Raw genomic sequence first — 19,359 nt, 5'->3', positions numbered from 1 at the left:
CATTGGCTCGGCGCCTCCGAAAGTCCTGATGCATTCACCATTGCGGAAGACCGCATTCGCATCAGGCCCAAGGGTGCAACGGGCACCTGGCGTTCCGCACGCCCTCTTTCAGGAGGGTGGGAATGCGACAGACGACGGCGCCCCCGCGCCGCTAACAACAGGGGTGATGACGCATGTCTGAAGCTCCAACGCACATCATTTCCCTCGCGGCTTCTTATTGCTAGACTCATTCCAAAGAAGAGAACAACCGCGAGGAAATCCCCATGACGCCTTCAACGGCTCCAGCTCCCGTCATTCGTCTGCATGACAACGATGCGATATTGATCGCGCGCACCACGCTGCTGCCCGGTACCCCGGTGACGAAAGACGTCGTGACGTCGGAGCGCATTCCGGCGGGCCATAAGGTCGCGATCCGCCCGATCGCCAAGGGCGAGGAAATCCGCCGTTATGGCCAGATCATCGGTTTCGCCACGCAGCCGATCGCGCCCGGCCAGCACGTGCACACGCAGAATTGCGGCATGGAGGATTTCGATCGTGACTATGCTTACGGCGTCGACGTCAAACCGACACCGAATTTCGATCTGCCGGCGAGCTTCATGGGCATCCGCCGTAGCGACGGCCGCGTCGCCACCCGCAATTATATCGGCATCCTCACGTCGGTGAATTGCAGCGCCCATGTCGCCAGCATGGTTGCCGACGTGTTCAAGAAGAACCCGTTCACCGGCCACAATCCACTGGCCGACTATCCCAATGTCGACGGCGTTGTCGCGCTCACCCACAAGACCGGCTGCGGCATGACGCAGGACGAACCGCTGACACTGCTCCGGCGCACGCTCGGCGGCTATGCGCGCCACGTGAATTTCTCCCATGTGGTCGTGCTCGGCCTCGGCTGTGAGGTCAACCAGATCGGCGGCCTGATGCAAGAGCAGAAACTCGCCGGGCGTTTGCGCGAAATGCAGATCCAGGAAATCGGCGGCACGCGCAAGACCACCGAGGCCGGTGTTGCCTTCGTCAATGAAGTGCTGGCCGATGCAAATAAAGTGACGCGCGAGGAAGTCTCGGCGAGCGAATTGACAGTGGCCCTGCAATGCGGCGGCTCCGACGGCTATTCGGGCATATCAGCCAATCCGGCGCTCGGCGCGGCGAGCGATCTGCTCGTGCGTCACGGCGGCACGGTGGTGCTGTCGGAAACGCCGGAGACCTATGGCGCCGAACATCTGCTGACGCGCCGCGCGGTGTCGCGCGAGGTCGGCGAGAAACTGGTCGGGCTGATGCGCTGGTGGGACGCCTATTGCGAACGCGAGGGCGCCGAGATGAACGCCAATCCGAGCCCCGGCAACAAGGCCGGCGGCCTCACCACGATTCTGGAAAAGTCGCTCGGCGCGATGGCCAAGGCCGGCTCGACCAATCTCGTCGATGTGCTGAACTATGCCGAGACGATCACCAAGAAGGGTTTTGTGTTCATGGACACGCCCGGCTACGACCCCGTAGCTGCGACAGGGCAGGTCGCCGGCGGCGCCAATCTCGTCTGCTTCACCACCGGCCGCGGTTCTGTATTCGGCTGCAAGCCGGCACCGTCCATCAAGCTCGCCACCAACACGCCGATGTTCAAGCGCATGGAAGACGACATGGACATCAATTGCGGCACCATCCTCGATGGCGACGAGACCGTGCAGGAATGCGGCCAGCGCATTTTCGAACTGATGCTCAAGACCGCATCCGGCGCGCCGACCAAGAGCGAAAGCTTCGATTTCGGCGGCGCGGAGTTCGCGCCATGGGTCCTCGGCGCGACGATGTAAGCGATGTCCGCCCTTACATCGGGCACATCGTGCCCGTTGTTAGAGCTTGATCCGCGCCACCTCCGGTGTTCTGCTTAAAAAAGCTGCTGGAGTTGCGCCACTGTGTCGATCTTCGTCGCACTGAACCACGTCACCCACTACAAATATGACCGGCCGATCATATTGGGGCCGCAGACCATCCGGCTGCGACCTGCGCCGCATGCGCGCACGCCGATCCTGAGCTACTCGCTCAAGGTCACGCCGGCGAACCACTTCGTGAACTGGCAGCAGGATCCGCAGGGCAACTGGCTGGCGCGCTTCGTCTTCCCGGAACCGGCGAACGAACTGAAGATCGAGGTCGATTTCACCGCCGAAATGACGGTGATCAATCCGTTCGACTTCTTCGTCGAGCCCTATGCCGAAACATTTCCCTTCGCCTATCCCGACGACCTGAAAAGCGAACTCGCGCCCTATCTGGCGACGACCGAGCCGGGGCCGCGCTTCACGGCGTATATGGCGGAGATCGCCAAGGAAGCGCCGAACACGGTCAACTTCCTGGTCGAGCTCAATGCCAGCCTGCGCGAGAAGGTCAACTACATCATCCGCATGGAGCCCGGCGTGCAGACGCCGGAAGAGACGTTGCTGTCCGGCGCCGGGTCGTGCCGCGACAGCGCGTGGCTCTTGATCGAGACGCTGCGCCATCTCGGTCTCGCTGCGCGTTTCGTCTCCGGCTATCTCATCCAGTTGCGGCCCGACATCGATCCGATCGAAGGACCGCCCGAGGTCGAAGCGGACTTCACCGATCTACACGCCTGGGCCGAAGTCTATATTCCCGGCGCCGGCTGGGTCGGCTTCGATGCGACATCGGGCATGCTGACGGGCGAGGGGCATGTCCCGGTCGCGGCGACGCCGCATTTCCGGTCGGCCGCGCCGATCTCGGGCATGGCCGGCTTTGCCGAAGTCGAGTTCGCGTTCGCCATGGGCGTCAAACGCATTCGCGAAGCGCCGCGGATCACCAAACCGTTCTCGGATGAATCCTGGGCCAGGCTCGATGCACTCGGCGAGAAGGTCGATGCTGATCTCAGAGCCCATGACGTGCGTCTCACCATGGGCGGTGAGCCGACATTCGTCTCTGTCGACGATATGGAATCCCCGGAGTGGAATACGGCCGCCGTCGGGCCGACCAAGCGCGGTCTTGGCGACGATCTGATCCGCCGGTTGCGGACGCGCTTCGCGCCGGGCGGCTTGCTGCATTACGGCCAGGGCAAATGGTATCCCGGCGAAAGCCTGCCGCGCTGGGCATTCGGTCTGTACTGGCGCAAGGACGGCGTGCCGATCTGGAAGAACGACGCACTGATCGCGCGGATCGAAGGCGCGCGCACCGCCGATATCAAGCAGGCGGAACGTTTTGCGACGAGCACGGCGAGCAAGCTCGGCGTCGCTCCCGAATATATCCTGCCAGCTTTCGAAGACCCGACCTATTGGGAGCAGAAAGAATCGAGCCTGCCGAATAATGTCGTGCCCGGCGATTCCAAACTGCCGGATCCCGAAGAGCGCGCGCGGATGGCGCGGGTGTTCGAACACGGGCTGGATGTACCGAAGGGCTTCGTGCTGCCGATCCAGCGCTGGAATGCCGAGGCTAGCAAATCGGCTGCGCGCTGGCGCTCCGAGCGCTGGCAACTGCGTCGTGGCAACCTGTTCCTGACCCCCGGCGATTCACCGCTCGGCCTGCGGCTGCCGATCGCATCGCTGCCCTACATTCCCGAAGAGGACTATCCCTTCATCGTGGAGCAGGACCCGATGGAGCCGCGAGATGCTTTACCGGTGTTCGATGCGACGGTTGCGGCCGAAAGCGCGCCGGCCGCGCAATATGTCCAGCAGCAGCAGATCCGTTCCGGCGGCGTCCGCACAGCGATGTCGATCGAAATTCGCGACGGCATTCTTTGCGCGTTCATGCCACCGGTCGAGAAGCTCGAAGACTATCTCGAACTGGTAACGGCACTCGAGGCTACTGCCGAAGAGATGCAGATGCAGGTTCATGTCGAAGGCTATCCGCCGCCCTTCGATCCGCGCGTCGAGGTGATCAAGGTGACGCCCGATCCCGGCGTGCTGGAGATCAATATCCACCCTGCCTCGAGCTGGCGCGAGGCGGTCGATACTACGATGCATCTCTATGAGGAGGCCGCGAAGACGCGGCTTGGCGCCAACAAGTTTCTGCTCGACGGTCGCCATACCGGCACCGGCGGCGGCAACCATGTCGTTGTCGGCGGTTCGTCGCCGCAGGATTCGCCGTTCCTGCGCCGGCCGGATTTGCTCAAGAGCCTCGTGCTCTACTGGCAGCGGCATCCGTCGCTGTCCTATCTGTTCTCCGGCATGTTCATCGGCCCGACCAGTCAGGCGCCGCGGATCGACGAAGCGCGGCATGACAGTCTGTACGAGCTCGAGATCGCACTGGCGCAGGTGCCCAAACCGGGTGGCGAGATTCCGCTCTGGCTGGTGGACCGGCTATTCCGGCACATCCTCGTCGACATCACCGGCAATACCCATCGCGCTGAGATCTGCATCGACAAGCTCTACTCACCTGACGGTCCGACGGGGCGTCTCGGTCTCGTTGAATTCCGCGCGCTCGAAATGCCGCCGGACCCCCGCATGTCGCTGGCGCAGCAGTTATTGATCCGCGCGCTGATCGCAAAAATGTGGCGCGCGCCGCAGGACGGCACATTCGTGCGCTGGGGCACCACGTTGCATGATCGTTTCATGCTGCCGCACTTCCTCTGGGAGGATTTCCAGGAGGTGCTCAATGAGCTCGGCCAGTCCGGCTACGAATTCTCCAGGGAGTGGTTCGAAGCTCAGCTCGAATTCCGCTTTCCTGTCTTCGGCCATGTCACCTATGGCGATGTGACGCTGGAAGTGCGACAGGCGCTGGAGCCCTGGCATGTGCTGGGTGAGGAAAGCTCGGGCGGCGGTACAGTCCGCTACGTCGATTCGTCGGTGGAGCGGCTGCAACTGAAGGCCAACGGCTTCACGCCGGGTCGGCACATCATTACCTGCAACGGCCGCGCGCTGCCGATGACCGACACCGGCCGGGCCAGCGAGGTGGTCGCGGGCGTCCGCTTCAAGGCCTGGCAGCCGGCTTCGGGCCTGCATCCGACGATTCCGGTCCATGCCCCGCTGGTCTTCGACATTTATGACAGCTGGAATCGGCGGTCGCTCGGCGGTTGCGTCTATCATGTGGCGCATCCCGGAGGGCGCAATTATGACACCAAACCGGTCAATTCCTACGAGGCGGAGGCGAGGCGGCTGGCCCGTTTCGAGGAGATCGGCCATACGCCCGGCGAAATCGCTCCGCCAAGGGCAGAACGCACACTTGAATTTCCATTGACCCTCGACTTGCGAACGCCTCTCCTGCATTGAGAATGCAGGCAGTTTGGGCTGGAGAGTCGGAATGACGGGACAGGCCGGTCAGGGGAAAAAGCCCCGTCCGGGACATCGTAAAGTCGCGCAATGGACCCGCGACTACGAGCGGCTGCCCGGAATTTCCGACGAATTTATCGCCCAGGACGGCACTCCCCGTGAGGTCTGGACCCGATTCTTCGAGGCCTTCGGCTGCCTGGCGCCGGCCGAAATAGAACGCCGCTTCGGCTCCGCTGACCGTCATCTCCGAGAAGCCGGCGTCACCTACCGCGCGCCCGGCGAAATCGCCGACCGGATCTGGCCGCTCAGCCATGTGCCGCTGCTGATCGACGAATCCGAATGGCAGCAGATTTCCACGGCAGTCACGCAGCGTGCGGAGTTGCTGGAGAAGATCCTTGGCGATCTCTATGGCGACGCCAGTCTCATCGCATCCGGCGCACTCCCGGCGGCGGCGATTGCCGGCAGTTCGGAATATCTGCGGGCGATGCGCGGCGTGAAGCCGCCCGGCGGCCGCTACCTCAATGTCTATGCGGCTGATCTTGGCCGCGGCCCCGATGGTCGCTGGTGGGTGCTCGGCGATCGCACGCAGGCGCCGTCCGGCATGGGCTATGCGCTTGAAAATCGCCTGGTGCTGTCGCGCGCCTTCACCGATCTCTACAAGTCGATGAATGTCGAGCGCGTGGCGCCGTTCTTCGAAGCCTTTCGCGACAGCCTGCGTGCGTCGGCAGATCGCGACGAGCCGCGCGTCGGTCTGTTGTCGCCAGGGCCGTTCAGTGAAACCTATTTTGAACACGCGACGCTGGCGCGCTATCTCGGCTTCCTGCTGGTGGAAGGCGATGACCTCGCCGTGTCCGGCGACCGCGTGCATATCCGCACCGTCGCTGGCCTGAAGCGTCTCGACGTGCTGCTCCGCCGCGTGGATGCCAATTCGCTCGATCCGCTGGAGCTAGATGCCTCGTCGCAGCTCGGTGTGCCCGGGCTGATCGACGTTGTCAGAAAGAATGGCGTCGTCGTTGCCAACATGCCGGGCTCGGGCGTGATGGAAGCACGTGCGCTGCTCGGCTTTCTGCCGAGCCTGAGCCAGAAGCTGCTCGGCGAGCCGCTCAAGATGCCGCATATCGCGACCTGGTGGTGCGGTCAGAAATCGGCGCGCGAGGAAGTGCTGGCGCGGCTCGACGACTTCGTCATCGAAGGCGCTTATGGCGGATCGGTGCCGGGCTTCCCGGGATATTCGCCGGTGCTGCCGTCGCAGCTCTCGCCTGATGAACGCGAGCGTCTGAAGGCGGTGATCTCCAATCGCGGCGTCGACTATGTCGGGCAGGAGCTGGTGCAACTCTCGACCACGCCGGTCTGGGACAATGGCCGTCTCGCGCCGCGTCCGTTCGTGCTGCGCGTGTTCGCGGCGGCGACGCCGGATGGCTGGACCATCATGCCCGGCGGTTTCTGCCGGATCGCCGATCAGCCCGATGCGCGGGCGGTGTCGATGGGCGCCGGCGCCCGTGCCGCCGACGTCTGGGTGGTGGCGGACAAGGCGGTCCCGGCCTCGACGCTGCTGCCGGCCGTCGACAATGTCCGTATCCGCCGTATCGCTGGCTGGGTGCCCAGCCGGGCCGCCGACAATCTATTCTGGCTCGGACGCTATCTCGAACGCGCCGAATCGACGCTGCGTCTGATCCGCGCGCTCAGTGTGCCGCAGCGCGATCCCGGCAAGGGCGGTGCGACCGCGCTGCAATCGATCGAGCGCATCCACCGCATGCTGATGACCTGGGGTGCAACGTCGCTGACGTCGCGGTCGCAGCCGGCGAAGGTTGCCGCGCAGGCCTTGCAGAGCGAGCAGCAGTTTGGCTCAGCGCTATCGCTAGTGCGCTCCGCATTGCGGACCGCAACTTCGCTGCGCGAACGACTGTCGCCGGACGCTTGGCAGGTCATCACCGAGATGGCTGAGCGGCTTGCGCATGAAGTCGAAGACGACGATGACGTCGTCAGTGCGGCCGAGCTGACCTTGCAGGAATTGGCGAGTTTCGCCGGCCTCGCGCAGGAAAACATGAACCGCGCTGCCGGCTGGCGTTTCCTCGAAATGGGACGCCGTGCCGAACGAGCGATCAACACCACGCGCTTTGCGCGGCAATTCGCGTCCGACGAGGCGACAAGCGACGATCTCGATATCCTGCTGACGCTGGTGGATTGCCAGATCACCTATCGCTCGCGCTATCTGGTCGGCCCGCTACTCGCGCCGGTGCGCGATCTCGTGGTGCTCGATCCCTATAATCCGCGCTCGGTGGCGTTCCAGGTTTCGGCACTGAACGATCACATCGCCAGCCTGCCGGCGCTGAAGGAAAACGGCCTGATGGAACGGCCGCAAAGGTTGGCTGTGGCGCTGCGCTCGTCGCTCGTCACCGGCGAGGCATCCGAGATCGACACCAAGTCGCTGTTCGCGCTGGAGCAGGATCTGCTCACGCTCGCGGATTCGATCGGACTGCATTACTTCCCCCACGGCAGCAGCGCATCGCGCCCCGAAAAGCTGACGGGGCTGGCGTGATCTACGAAATCCGTCACGTCACGACCTATAGTTATGAAAGCCCGGTGAGCTTTGCACGCTGCTCGCTGCGGCTGCAGCCCAATAGCAGCGCCGGACAGCAACTGGTCTCGCACAGTGTCGATATCAAACCGCTGCCGGCGGCGCGCGCGACGCGAATGGATTTTTTCGGCACTCCGACGGAGAGTGTTCTGATCGAAACCCCGCACAAGGTGCTGCGGATCGATAGCCGGTCGCGGGTCTATGTCGAACGGTTCGCGCCCGGTCGCGGTGACGACAGTCCCGCCTGGGAAGGCGTCCGCGAGGCGTCATTTGATTCCAACGACCTCAGCGGCGCGTCGCCGATCGGCTACGTCTTCGCCAGCCCGCTGGTGCCGATCATCGATGCCGTCACGGACTATGCGGCAGCGAGCTTCACCGAGGGGCGCGGCATTCTCGCCGGCGCCGTCGATCTGATGCATCGCATCCGTACCGAGTTCAAATATGATCCGAAGGCGACGGTGATCTCGACGCCGCTACAGGAGGTGCTGGATAAGCGCCATGGCGTTTGTCAGGACTTCGCGCATATCATGATTGCGGGCATGCGCGGCCTCGGCCTGCCGGCCGCCTATGTCAGCGGCTATCTGCGTACCATTCCCCCGCCGGGTAAGGAGCGCCTGCAGGGCGCCGACGCAACCCATGCCTGGGTATCGGTCTGGTGTGGCGAAGAGCTCGGTTGGATCGGTTTCGATCCGACCAATGATATCCTGGTCGAGAACGATCATATCGTGCTGGCGATTGGCCGCGATTTCTCCGACGTGTCGCCGGTCGATGGCGTGATCGTCGGCGCGCGCAAGCAGAAGCTCGCCGTTGCCGTCGATGTGCTGCTGCTGGAATGACCATCGTTCGTCGTGCACACAACTCCAGTGACGTCATCATTCTCGGTGCCGGTGCGGCCGGCCTGATGTGCGCGGGCGTTGCGGGGCAGCGCGGCCGTTCAGTGATGGTGCTGGAGCAGGCGCGGTCCCCCGGCGAGAAGATCCGCATCTCCGGTGGCGGCCGCTGCAATTTCACCAACCTGCATATGACGCCGGCGAATTTCCTGTCGCAGAACCCGCAATTCTGCAAATCGGCGCTGAAGGGCTTTACCCAGCAGGATTTCATCGCGCTGGTCGAGAAGTATCGCATCGCCTATCACGAGAAGACGCGCGGGCAGCTGTTCTGCGATGGCTCCTCGCAACAGATCATCGACATGCTGCTGGAGGAAAATCGTTCAGGCACTGTGCAGATGCGCCTCGGCGTCGGCATTCTCGGCGTGACGAAGGACGAGCGCGGTTTCGTGGTTTCGACTGATCAGGGCGAGTATCGCAGTCAATCACTGGTCGTTGCCACCGGCGGGCCTTCGATCCCGAAAATGGGTGCCAGTGCTTTCGGCTACAAACTGGCACAGCAGTTCGGGCTGAAAATGGTCGCGCCGCGGGCCGCATTGGTGCCGCTGACCTTCGATGTTACGGCGCTTGCCCAGTTCAAGGACCTCGCGGGCGTTGCCGTCGATGCTGTCGTCAGCATCGGCAAGACCAAATTCGACGAGGCGCTGCTGTTCACCCACCGTGGCCTCAGCGGTCCGGCGATCCTGCAGATCTCGTCCTATTGGCGCGACGGGCTCGATGTCGTCATCGACATGGCGCCGATGCGCGATGTGCTCGCTGCCTTGAAGGAGGCGCGCCGGGAACGCCCGCGACAGGAACTCGCGACCGTGCTCGGCGATCTCCTGCCCAAGCGACTGGCGCAGATGGTTGCGGACAGGATTGGTGGCCCGCCGCGGCTGGCGGATTTCCCGGACAAGCTTCTGGCCTCGGTGGCGGCAGCAGTGAAGGAGTGGCGTGTGCGGCCGAACGGCACCGAGGGCTATCGCACGGCTGAAGTGACGCTCGGAGGCGTCGACACCACTGAACTGTCGTCCAAAACATTCGAGGCGTCGTCGGTGCCGGGACTCTATTTCATCGGCGAAGTTATCGACGTCACCGGTCATCTGGGCGGCTTCAATTTCCAATGGGCCTGGTCATCAGGCGTTGCCGCAGGCAGGCATGTCTAAGATTTGCGGCATCCATTAACCCGCTGTTGACGATGGCTAGCCACCGACGGTCTTCAATGAATTCCAGCGGTCGGAAATTGATTTAGATCATGTCGATGACGTCGTGCTCTCCATAGGTTCGCCCTGTTTCGCCAGGGGATTTCATGAGTACTGCCTATTCGATTTTAGAACGTCTGAGGTTCAATCGTATCGATCAAGACGCCATCACCGCGCTTCGGGAGGCCAAGCCGTTCGTGATGGAGCAATTACCGGGAATCCTCGATCGGTTTTACGATCATGTGGGCGCATTCCCGGAGACCGCCGCGCTGTTCAAGACGCGTGAGCATATGGTTCACGCCCGGAAGATGCAGATCGCCCATTGGTCGGTCATTCTGGATGGCCGCTTCGACGATACCTATCAGGCGTCGGTGACGCGGATCGGTCAGGTTCACAACAAGCTCGGGCTGGAGCCCCGCTGGTATATCGGCGGCTACAATGCGCTGGTATCCGGCCTTGTCGAAGCCGTTGCGCACATGCCGATGAGTAAATTCAGCTTTGGTGCAACGAAGAGGCGGGCTGCGATGCAGGCTGCGATCATCAAGGCGGCCATGCTGGATATGGATCTCGCCATTTCGGTCTATACGGAAGAAGGGCGTCGTGATCGCCGTTCCGTGCTCGATCGTCTCGCCGACGACTTCGAGAAAATGGTCGGCAGTGTCGTAGGGGTCGTCGGCTCCGCGTCCACTGAACTGCAATGCGCTGCGCAGAATATGACGGCGTCGGCGGAGACATCGATGTCACAGTCCAGCGTGGTCGAGGCAGCGTCACGAGACGCAACGTCGGGCATTCAGGCCGTGGCTGTCGCGACCGAACAGCTCACGAGTTCCATTGGGGAGATATCGCGACAGGTCAATGACTCGGCGCGTATTGCCGGTGAGGCCGTGCGGGATGCCGATGAAACCAGCGGCAAAATGCATCGTCTCTCGGCGGCCGCGCAGAAAATCGGAGCGGTGGTCGAGCTGATCAACAATATCGCGGCTCAGACCAATCTGCTGGCCCTCAATGCGACCATAGAGGCTGCGCGGGCCGGCGAGGCCGGCCGGGGATTTGCTGTCGTGGCACAGGAGGTCAAATCGCTCGCCGAGCAGACTGCCAAGGCGACTGCCGAGATTGCCGATCAGGTCGGTGACATCCAGAGCTCGACATCAGAATCGGTCGCGGCCATCGGCACGATCACCACGGTGATCAAGTCTCTCAGCGAAATCTCGGCCGCAATTTCGGCCGCGGTCGAGCAGCAGGGCGCAGCAACCAACGAAATCTCGCGCAGCGTACAGGACGCAGCGAAGGGCACGAGCGAGGTATCGTCCAATATTTCGGCGATCACGCGCCTTGCGGGGGAGACCGGGGCTGCGTCCGCCGAGGTCCTGGCATCCGCATCGGAGCTGTCACAGCAGTCGGAGAAACTGCGCGTCGAGGTCGATAAATTCCTGGCGACCGTCAAGGCTGCGTAGCGCAGCTTTAGATGTTAGTCTGCTTCGTGAGGGTGGTCCGGACTGTTTCCGGTGTCACGCTCTGGAGCTGCAATGATCTTCCGCCAGGCTATCGGTACTCAGTCCTATGTCTTTGGGACCTTGCGCGAGTTGCTCGCCAAGGCAACACCGCCGCGCTCCGGTGACCGATTGGCGGGTATCGCAGCCGAGACCGCCGAAGAGATGATCGCCGCACGGATGGCGCTGGCGGATGTGCCGCTCATGCAATTCCTGCAGGAAGCGGTCGTGCCCTACGAGGACGATGAGGTCACTCGGCTGATTATCGACGGCCATGACCTATCGGCGTTCACGCCCATTTCGGCTCTCACCGTCGGCGGCTTCCGGGACTGGTTGCTGTCGGATGTCGCCACGCCAGAAGTTCTGCGCAACGTCGCCCGCGGCATCACCCCGGAAATGGCGGCCGCGGTCTCGAAGCTGATGCGCAATCAGGACCTGATCCTGGTGGCCAGGAAGTGCGAGGTGATCACGCGCTTTCGCAATACGATCGGGTTGCGCGGGCGCATGAGCGTGCGGTTGCAGCCGAACCACCCGTTCGACGATATCAGGGGTATCACGGCATCCATCCTCGATGGGCTGATGCTGGGCTCCGGCGATGCCTGTATTGGAATCAATCCGGCGAGCGACGATCCTGCCGTGCTCGGCGGCCTGGTGCGGCTGCTCGACGAGGTCATCACCAAGCTGGATATTCCGACCCAGAGTTGCGTGCTCACCCATGTGACGACCAGTCTTGATCTCGTCAACCAGGGCGCCCCGGTCGATCTGGTGTTTCAGTCCATCGCCGGGACCGAGGCCGCCAATAAAAGCTTCGGCATCGATCTGGCGATATTGAAGGAGGCCCATAATGCCGGCCTGTCCCTGAAGCGTGGCACGCTCGGCCAGAACGTCATGTATTTCGAGACCGGGCAGGGCTCGGCTCTGTCGGCCAACGCCCATCACGGCGTCGATCAGCAGACTTTGGAGGCCCGGGCCTATGCCGTGGCCCGCGCGTTCGACCCGTTACTGGTGAACAGTGTCGTCGGCTTCATCGGGCCGGAATATTTGTATGACGGCAAGGAGATCATCCGCGCCGGCCTGGAGGATCATTTCTGCGGCAAGCTGCTTGGCCTGCCGCTCGGGGTGGACGTCTGTTACACCAACCATGCCGAAGCCGATCAGGACGACATGGACAATCTGCTGACGCTGCTGGCGGCGGCCGGCGTGACTTTCGTGATGGGCGTGCCCGGCGCTGACGACGTGATGCTGAACTACCAGTCGACCTCGTTTCACGATGCGCTCTATATCCGCGACCTGTTTGGGCTCAAACGCGCACCGGAATTCGACGACTGGCTGCAACGGGTCGGACTGTCCGGAGCCGACCTGCGCATTCGGGACCGGGGCGGTCTGCTGCCCGATCTGGCGGCGCGTCTGATCGCCTGACGTCAATAAACCGTCATGCAGGGTAGTGCTTTGTGCGCACTTGCGCGGAGCTGGTCACGACCCTGTCAACGCCGCCACAATCTTGAAGAAATTCTGGCCCAGATTCGGACACCGTGATTAGATCGACCAAAGTATTCGGCAGGAGCGGAACGGTTTTATCTCGACGACGTTATTGAAGGTTCAGCGCTTAAGGGGACCGCTGATGCATTCACAGAGGAATTTTGATGAGAGCTGAGGGCAGGCAGACGGTCCGGCGTATCCTGTGCGTTTTTCCGCGATACACGTCTTCATTTGGCACGTTTGAATATTCCTATCCTCTCACCGACGGCGTTCAGGCCTTCATGCCTCCCCAGGGCTTGCTGCTGATCGCCGCCTACATGCCCGAGAACTGGGACGTCCGCTTCATCGACGAGAATATCCGGCAGGCCACGCCGAACGATTTTCTGTGGGCCGAGGCCGTGCTGGTCAGTGGCATGCATATCCAGCGTAAGCAGATGAACGACATCTGCTTCCGCGCGCACAGCTATGACCTGCCTGTGGCGATCGGTGGACCTTCGGTATCGTCCTGCCCCGACTATTACCCGGCCTTCGATTATCTCCATATCGGCGAACTCGGAGATGCCACCGATCGACTGATCGACATCCTGGAAAAGGATACATCGCGCCCGGACCAGCAGGTCGTGCTGAAGACCGCCGATCGTCTGGACATGACCAAGTTTCCGATTCCGGCCTATGAGCTGGCCGAAATTCCGCGCTACTTCCTGGGCAGCATCCAGTATTCCAGCGGCTGCCCTTATCAGTGCGAGTTTTGCGACATCCCCGGGCTCTATGGCCGCAATCCGCGCCTGAAGACGCCGGAGCAGATCACGGCGGAGCTCGACAAGCTGCTCGCATGCGGCATCATGGGATCGGTCTATTTCGTCGATGACAATTTCATCGGCAACCGCAAGGCCGCGCTCGATCTGCTGCCACATCTGGTCGCGTGGCAGAAGAAGACCGGATACGTGCTGCGCCTGTCCTGCGAGGCGACGCTGAACATCGCCAAGCGGCCCGAAATTCTCGAACTGATGCGCGAGGCCTGGTTCGGCACCATCTTCTGCGGCATCGAGACGCCTGATCCCGTCGCGCTCAAGGCGATGAAGAAGGATCACAACATGATGGTGCCCATCATGGAGGCGATCGAGACGCTGAACAGCTTCGGCATGGAAGTCGTGTCCGGCATCATTCTCGGCCTCGATACCGACAAGCCGGAAACCGGACAGCATCTCCTCGAATTTGTGGAGACGTCGCAGATTCCACTTTTGACAATCAATCTGCTTCAGGCGCTGCCGCAGACGCCGCTATGGGACCGGTTGAAGAAAGAAGGGCGCCTGAACGAGGATGAGGGCCGCGATTCCAACGTCGACTTCCTGCTGCCTTACGATGACGTGGTGAAGAGCTGGCGCCGCGCCATGGGCAGTGCCTATGTGCCGGAGAAGCTGCTCGAACGTTTCGAATATCAGATCCGCCGCACCTATCCGAACCGGATCAAACCGCCGATCGGCGCCATGTTGACCTGGAAGAGCATCCGGCTCGGCCTGGTCATGCTGCGTAACATCTTCTGGAAAGTCGGTGTGCTTGGCGACTACAAGCGCGCCTTCTGGAAATTCGCGTTGCGGCGGCTGGCGCGGGGCGAGATCGAGTATCTGATCAGCGGCATCATGGTGGCGCATCACCTGATCAATTTTGCGCGGGATGCGTCCGGCGGCCAGACCAATGCGTCCTATTATTCACTGAAGCTGCAGGATGCAGCCGTTCCGGCCGAGTAAGCGCTAGGCTGGCGTCATGACAGATCGGAATGACATGACGCCGCCTCCACCGCAGCGCTCCCTCGCGGAGCTGCGTGCACTGACGCCGGCGCGTGTCGGGCTCGGCCGGGCCGGAGCCAGCCTGACCACGCAGGCCCTGCTTGATTTCACGCTCGACCATGCCCGCGCACGCGACGCGGTTCATGCGTCCTTCGAGGCCGAGGCCATCGCGGCTGCGCTGACCGGGCAGGGCATGCGTGCACTGGTCGTGACGAGCCAAGTTGCGGATCGTGCCGATTACCTTAAGCGCCCCGATCTCGGCCGCCGACTGTCCCGTGAGTCGCGGGAGCTGCTTGAAGAACGCGGCAGCGCTGCGTGCGATCTGCTGATCGTGATCGCGGATGGCCTGTCTCCGGCTGCGGTGAATGCGCATGCGCTCGGTCTGCTGGACGCGTTGATGCCGAAATTGGCTGGGTTCGGGATCGGCGCCGTTGTGGTTGCAGGCGGCGCCAGGGTCGCGCTTGGCGACGAGATCGGTGCATTGCTGAAGGCCCGGATGACGATCGTGCTGATCGGCGAGCGCCCGGGTCTGTCGGCGCCGCAGAGTCTCGGCGCCTACCTGACCTTCGCACCGCAGCCCGGCCTCACTGACGTCGCGCGCAATTGCGTGTCGAACATCCAGTCGGCTGGCCTGTCCTTCGAGGAGGCAGCGAGCAAGATTGCGTGGCTGGCGCGTGAAGGGCTGAGCCGCGGCACGACCGGTGTGGCCCTGAAGGACGAAAGTGGTCTGCAACTGGCAACGTCTCTCGCTGCGCCCGCCTGAGACAACAGCCTCTGCGCTCTATTTTGTGACCTGAAACGCAACCTCCGCGCGCGCGCCGCCTTGCGATATGTCATGCAGACCTGCTACATCTGCGCGCGCCAAATTTACCGCATGTTTTCAAGGGCTAGCGCTGTTCGGTACCGCCGATTCCAGCCTTACTGCTGCCCGCGACGCTTGCTAGGCAGACGCCGTCGACGACAGGACTGGATAAGGCATGCACGATAAGGTTCCCCACGACGCGGATATGAATAAATTGCGAAAGGGGCCGGTCAGCATCGCCTTCGGGCTCGAGCGCATCGGCCTGATCGCGGTGAAGGCGCCGGTACTGTCCTGCGTGATCCTGCTCGCGCTGGTGATCGGTGCAATTTTCGGCATCCAGCGCATCAAAATCGACGATTCGCTGAGCCAGCTGTTCCGCTCTGACAGCAAGGAATATCGGCAGTACGAGGAAGTGACCAAGCGCTTCCCATCCACCGAATTCGACGTGCTCGTCGTGATCGAGGGCAAGACGCTGCTCGCGCGCGAGAACCTCGAAAAGATGCGTGACCTCGTCACCGATCTGCAACTGGTCGATGGCGTCCGCGGTTTGATCTCGATTTTCTCGGCACGTCAGACACCGGCTCCCGGCAAGCTGCCGGCCGCATTGTTCCCGAACGAGCTTCCTCAAGGCGCCGACTACGACAAGTTCATCGAGACGGTGAAGCAGAACGAGCTCATTCGCGGCAAGTTGTTGTCCGACGACGGAACTCTGGCGCTGGTGGTTCTGTCGCTCGATCCGGCCGTGGTCAGCAACAACAAGCTGACTGGCGTCGTTGCCGATATTCGCAAGACCATGAACGACGATCTGGCCAATAGCGGCCTGACCAAGGAACTGTCGGGCGTGCCGGTGATGCAGCTCGAAATCCGCAATGCGGTCGAGCGCGACGGTCTGATCTACAACATCGCCGGTATCCTGGCCGGCTGTATCATCGCCATCATCTTCTTCCGCAAGGTCTCGTTCATGATCGTGGCGGCGTTCCCGCCGCTGCTCGCGATCCTCTTGTCGCTCGGCGCGCTCGGCTGGGCCGGCTTCAGCCTCAACATGTTCCTGAACGTGATGACGCCGCTGATCATGGTGATCAGTTTTGCGGACTCGATGCAGCTTACGTTTGCGGCGCGTGATCGGTTGATTGCAGGCGAGGACAAGTATTCGGCCTTTACGAATGCGGTGCGTGTTGTGGGTCCAGCCTGCGTCTTGACGCATGGCACCGCCGGCATTTCCTTTCTTGCCTTGCAGTTCTCGGATTCCGATCTGATCCGCGCCTTCGGCGAAGCCGGGCTCGCGGCGACCATCATTGCACTGCTCGCCGTGTTGTCGCTGGTGCCGGTGTTCGGCGTGCTGCTGGTGCGCAACGAGAAGATTTTCGCGCAGAAGTTCCAGACCGCCGATGCCGGTGTGCAGGCGCTGCGTGCATTCTGTTACTGGATCGCGGTCCGCATGGTCGGTCGTCCCGGCCTGTTCAGCCTGATCTCGCTGATCGTCGTCGTCGGATTGGGCGTGGTCTATGCCAATCTCGAACCGCGCTATCGGCTAGCCGATCAGGTGCCGGACAAGGAGCAGGCGGTTGCGGCCAGCGGGCGGCTTGACGCCAAGCTGACCGGCGCCAATCCGATCGATGTGCTGATCGAATTTCCCAAGGGAGCGGATCTCTATTCACCGGATACGTTGGCGACCATCGCCGAAGTCCACGCCATGGTCGAGAAGCAGGCCGGCGTGGGTAACGTCTGGTCGCTGGAGACGCTGCGGCGCTGGCTGGCGGAGAAGGCCGGCTCGACCGATGTCGCGACGCTGAAGGAATATGTCAGCGTGATCCCCGAACATCTGGTGCGCCGCTTTATCTCGGCAGATCAGACAGCGGTGGTGGTGTCTGGCCGTGTGCCCGACAGCGATTCGAGCCAGATCTTGCCGGTGGTCGACAAGCTCGACACCGCGCTGAACGCCGTCCGCACCAAGCACCCCGGCTATGAGATCGCGGTGACCGGTCTCTCGGCGATTGCTGCGCGCAACAGCGCCGGGATGATCGAGAAGCTCAATCACGGCCTGACCATCGAATTCGGTCTGGTCGCCGTCTTCATCGGCCTCGCATTCCGCTCGTGGGTGGTGATGCTGGCCTGTATCCTGCCGGGCATTTTCCCGGTGGTGCTGGCCGGCTTTGTCTTGTGGCTGCTCGGGGAGGGGCTGCAATTCGCCAGTGTGGTGGCGCTCACGGTGTCCTTCGGCCTCGGCCTCAGCGCCACGATCCACTTCCTCAATCGCTTGCGTCTGGAAGACACGCCGGGCACCGATCCCGCGATCGCCGTCGAGCGTGCGACTGTGCTCGTTGGTCCCGCGCTGATCCTGACCACGGTGGTGCTGGCCTGCGGCCTCGTGGTGACGGTGTTCTCGGATCTGCCATCGCTGCGGCTGTTCGGCTGGCTCAGCGCCTTCTCGATGGTCGCGGCATTGGTCGCCGATCTGTTCATCCTGCGCCCGACCGCGATGTGGCTGATCAATCTGCAGCAGCGCCTTACGGGCAGTTCGGTTCTGGCGAAGCAAGAGAAGTAATCAGCCGCGCACGGCAAGGACGATCAAACAAAAAAGCCCCCGGATCGCTCCGGGGGCTTTTTTTGTGAATGGTGTGGAAGCTGGCGTCAGCCCTTGACCATGTTGATCGAGACGCCGCGAATTTCGCCCTTGGAGCTGATCGACACCGATTGCTTGTTGCCCCGGGTCGTCAGAGTGATGTTGGCGGCAAAGCCCGCGGCCTCGACGAAGACGTCGATCTGGCCGCCACCGGCCTTGCCGACCAGATTGCCGTAGACGTTGCGGCTGGCTTCGCTCCAGCTGCCGGAGACATTGTTGCCCTGGCTGGTGACATTGCTGGAGAGGTCGAACTTGTAGCTGTCACTGGCGCAACGTAGCGTCTGCGCCAGTGCACTGCCGCCGCCTTCAACTTTGTAGGTTGCCCGGCAGCGAATACGCTCCGATGATCCGTCCGACATCGACACGGTTCCGGTGCCGCTCCAGGCGCCGTCGAAACCGGCGAACGGTCCGGACTGGGCATGGCCTGCGGACACCGACAGCATCAGGATCGCGCCAGCGCCGGCGGCCTTGAGGGCGCGCCCGAACCGCTTTGCAGAATGGAATGTCATGTGAAGTTTCCCAAAATAGCGCTGTGTAACCGAGCTATGCCGCGCCTCATCGAAGCTTAAGTGTCGCTGCATACCTTTAGGTTCAATGGAGCAATCATAATTAGACGATTGTAAAAGTAACATGTCACCGCTCACAAGCTGAAGGTTCCCCGGCACGGAACACGGTGGTGGATACTATCGTGGCGTCGTTGCTGGGATTCCGGGCTGCTACCGTGCGGGTCGGACTAATTGTCCTAAAATGCTGTTTTTATGCTGCGGGTTGGGCTGGATCCGGCCGGGCGCCAATGCGTGAACAGGTGCAAGTTTTGGCCGCATTTGTTCAGCGCTTGTCGTGGCAGCGGAGCTCTGTGTCTTGATTGCATCCATCGCCTCGAATTCGCCGATGTACCTGAAGATAAGGCCTTTCCCGACGATGCGAATGTTTCAGTTTATGCTATGCACCACGCGGGCTGTGAATCTCGCCACCATACTGAAGGAAGACAATGCGTAAATTTCTCCTGGTACTGTCCGTGCTTTCCGCATCTGCCTCGACCGGTGCATTGGCTCAGCAAAACCAGCCCCGCAGCGGCACCGACGCGGAGCAGAAGGCTTGCACCCGCGACGTGCAGAAGCTCTGCCGCGCCGTTATGGACCAGGGCGACCTCGTGGTTCTGTCCTGCCTGAAGGAAAACCGCCCCAAGATCAGCAAGGCCTGCAACGACGTGCTGGTCAGCCACGGCCAATAAACCCGCCCCAATGCGAGATTTCGGGCTCGTGGCGCCGTTTTGGTCTCGCCGCGAGCCCGCTAAGACGTGATCCGGCCCGGCGCTGGCTGCGGCTGAAAGTGGCATA

General features: G+C 62.2%; 12 protein-coding genes. 11 read left to right on the top strand and 1 reads right to left on the bottom strand.

Annotation, left to right across the window (positions count from 1 at the left end; all coding sequences use genetic code 11):
- Window positions 1-263 precede the first annotated feature (263 nt).
- The 10 genes from AB8A27_RS16310 (at window position 264) to AB8A27_RS16265 (ending at window position 17,941) form a co-directional block, all read left to right on the top strand.
- On the top strand, window positions 264-1,799 hold the full coding sequence (locus tag AB8A27_RS16310) for a UxaA family hydrolase (RefSeq protein ID WP_441242791.1): 1,536 nt from the start codon (window positions 264-266) through the stop codon (window positions 1,797-1,799).
- Between the two features lie 102 nt (window positions 1,800-1,901).
- A complete protein-coding gene (locus AB8A27_RS16305; RefSeq protein ID WP_441242790.1) occupies window positions 1,902-5,192 on the top strand; it encodes a DUF2126 domain-containing protein in 3,291 nt (1,096 codons plus the stop codon).
- A 31-nt stretch (window positions 5,193-5,223) separates the two neighbouring features.
- Window positions 5,224-7,731 (top strand): circularly permuted type 2 ATP-grasp protein, encoded by a 2,508-nt coding sequence (locus AB8A27_RS16300; protein ID WP_441242789.1) that lies wholly within the window; start codon window positions 5,224-5,226, stop codon window positions 7,729-7,731.
- Window positions 7,728-8,606: a transglutaminase family protein gene (locus AB8A27_RS16295; protein ID WP_441242788.1), complete on the top strand. Its 879-nt coding sequence runs from the start codon at window positions 7,728-7,730 to the stop codon at window positions 8,604-8,606. The genes AB8A27_RS16300 and AB8A27_RS16295 overlap by 4 nt, the downstream gene beginning before the upstream one ends.
- Window positions 8,603-9,802, top strand: coding sequence for an NAD(P)/FAD-dependent oxidoreductase (locus tag AB8A27_RS16290; protein ID WP_441242787.1), 1,200 nt, complete (start codon window positions 8,603-8,605; stop codon window positions 9,800-9,802). Before AB8A27_RS16295 ends, AB8A27_RS16290 begins: the two co-directional genes overlap by 4 nt.
- A 143-nt stretch (window positions 9,803-9,945) precedes the next feature.
- A complete protein-coding gene (locus AB8A27_RS16285) occupies window positions 9,946-11,292 on the top strand; it encodes a protoglobin domain-containing protein (protein WP_441242786.1) in 1,347 nt (448 codons plus the stop codon).
- Between the two features lie 72 nt (window positions 11,293-11,364).
- Window positions 11,365-12,747: an ethanolamine ammonia-lyase subunit EutB gene (locus tag AB8A27_RS16280; protein ID WP_441242785.1), complete on the top strand. Its 1,383-nt coding sequence runs from the start codon at window positions 11,365-11,367 to the stop codon at window positions 12,745-12,747.
- A gap of 224 nt (window positions 12,748-12,971) precedes the next feature.
- Window positions 12,972-14,555: a B12-binding domain-containing radical SAM protein gene (locus tag AB8A27_RS16275; RefSeq protein WP_441242784.1), complete on the top strand. Its 1,584-nt coding sequence runs from the start codon at window positions 12,972-12,974 to the stop codon at window positions 14,553-14,555.
- 34 nt (window positions 14,556-14,589) lie between these two features.
- Window positions 14,590-15,357 (top strand): ethanolamine ammonia-lyase subunit EutC, encoded by a 768-nt coding sequence (gene eutC / locus AB8A27_RS16270; RefSeq protein ID WP_441244929.1) that lies wholly within the window; start codon window positions 14,590-14,592, stop codon window positions 15,355-15,357.
- A 214-nt stretch (window positions 15,358-15,571) separates the two neighbouring features.
- Window positions 15,572-17,941, top strand: coding sequence for an efflux RND transporter permease subunit (locus AB8A27_RS16265; protein ID WP_441242783.1), 2,370 nt, complete (start codon window positions 15,572-15,574; stop codon window positions 17,939-17,941).
- A gap of 86 nt (window positions 17,942-18,027) precedes the next feature.
- Here AB8A27_RS16265 and AB8A27_RS16260 read toward each other — a convergent pair whose 3' ends face one another.
- The gene (locus AB8A27_RS16260; protein WP_441242782.1) at window positions 18,028-18,528 is read right to left on the bottom strand and encodes a hypothetical protein; all 501 of its coding nucleotides are present in this window, start codon (window positions 18,526-18,528) and stop codon (window positions 18,028-18,030) included.
- A 482-nt stretch (window positions 18,529-19,010) separates the two neighbouring features.
- Here AB8A27_RS16260 and AB8A27_RS16255 point away from each other — a divergent pair, with 482 nt between their 5' ends.
- The gene (locus AB8A27_RS16255) at window positions 19,011-19,253 is read left to right on the top strand and encodes a cysteine rich repeat-containing protein (RefSeq protein ID WP_068735855.1); all 243 of its coding nucleotides are present in this window, start codon (window positions 19,011-19,013) and stop codon (window positions 19,251-19,253) included.
- Window positions 19,254-19,359: the final 106 nt, after the last annotated feature.

This window comes from Tardiphaga sp. 768_D3_N2_1 (assembly GCF_052076105.1).
Taxonomy (GTDB): domain Bacteria; phylum Pseudomonadota; class Alphaproteobacteria; order Rhizobiales; family Xanthobacteraceae; genus Tardiphaga.
The sequence above is the reverse complement of the archived record's forward strand: the minus strand, read 5'-3'. Positions and strand labels throughout refer to the sequence as shown.

Bases quoted from the DNA above. Each gene is read 5' to 3' on its own strand.
- AB8A27_RS16310 (WP_441242791.1), top strand. From the start codon at position 264: ATGACGCCTTCAACGGCTCCAGCTCCCGTCATTCGTCTGCATGACAAC.
- AB8A27_RS16300 (WP_441242789.1), top strand. From the start codon at position 5,224: ATGACGGGACAGGCCGGTCAGGGGAAAAAGCCCCGTCCGGGACATCGT.
- AB8A27_RS16290 (WP_441242787.1), top strand. From the start codon at position 8,603: ATGACCATCGTTCGTCGTGCACACAACTCCAGTGACGTCATCATTCTC.
- AB8A27_RS16285 (WP_441242786.1), top strand. From the start codon at position 9,946: ATGAGTACTGCCTATTCGATTTTAGAACGTCTGAGGTTCAATCGTATC.
- AB8A27_RS16280 (WP_441242785.1), top strand. From the start codon at position 11,365: ATGATCTTCCGCCAGGCTATCGGTACTCAGTCCTATGTCTTTGGGACC.
- AB8A27_RS16275 (WP_441242784.1), top strand. From the start codon at position 12,972: ATGAGAGCTGAGGGCAGGCAGACGGTCCGGCGTATCCTGTGCGTTTTT.
- eutC (WP_441244929.1), top strand. From the start codon at position 14,590: ATGACGCCGCCTCCACCGCAGCGCTCCCTCGCGGAGCTGCGTGCACTG.
- AB8A27_RS16265 (WP_441242783.1), top strand. From the start codon at position 15,572: ATGCACGATAAGGTTCCCCACGACGCGGATATGAATAAATTGCGAAAG.
- AB8A27_RS16260 (WP_441242782.1), bottom strand. From the start codon at position 18,528: ATGACATTCCATTCTGCAAAGCGGTTCGGGCGCGCCCTCAAGGCCGCC.
- AB8A27_RS16255 (WP_068735855.1), top strand. From the start codon at position 19,011: ATGCGTAAATTTCTCCTGGTACTGTCCGTGCTTTCCGCATCTGCCTCG.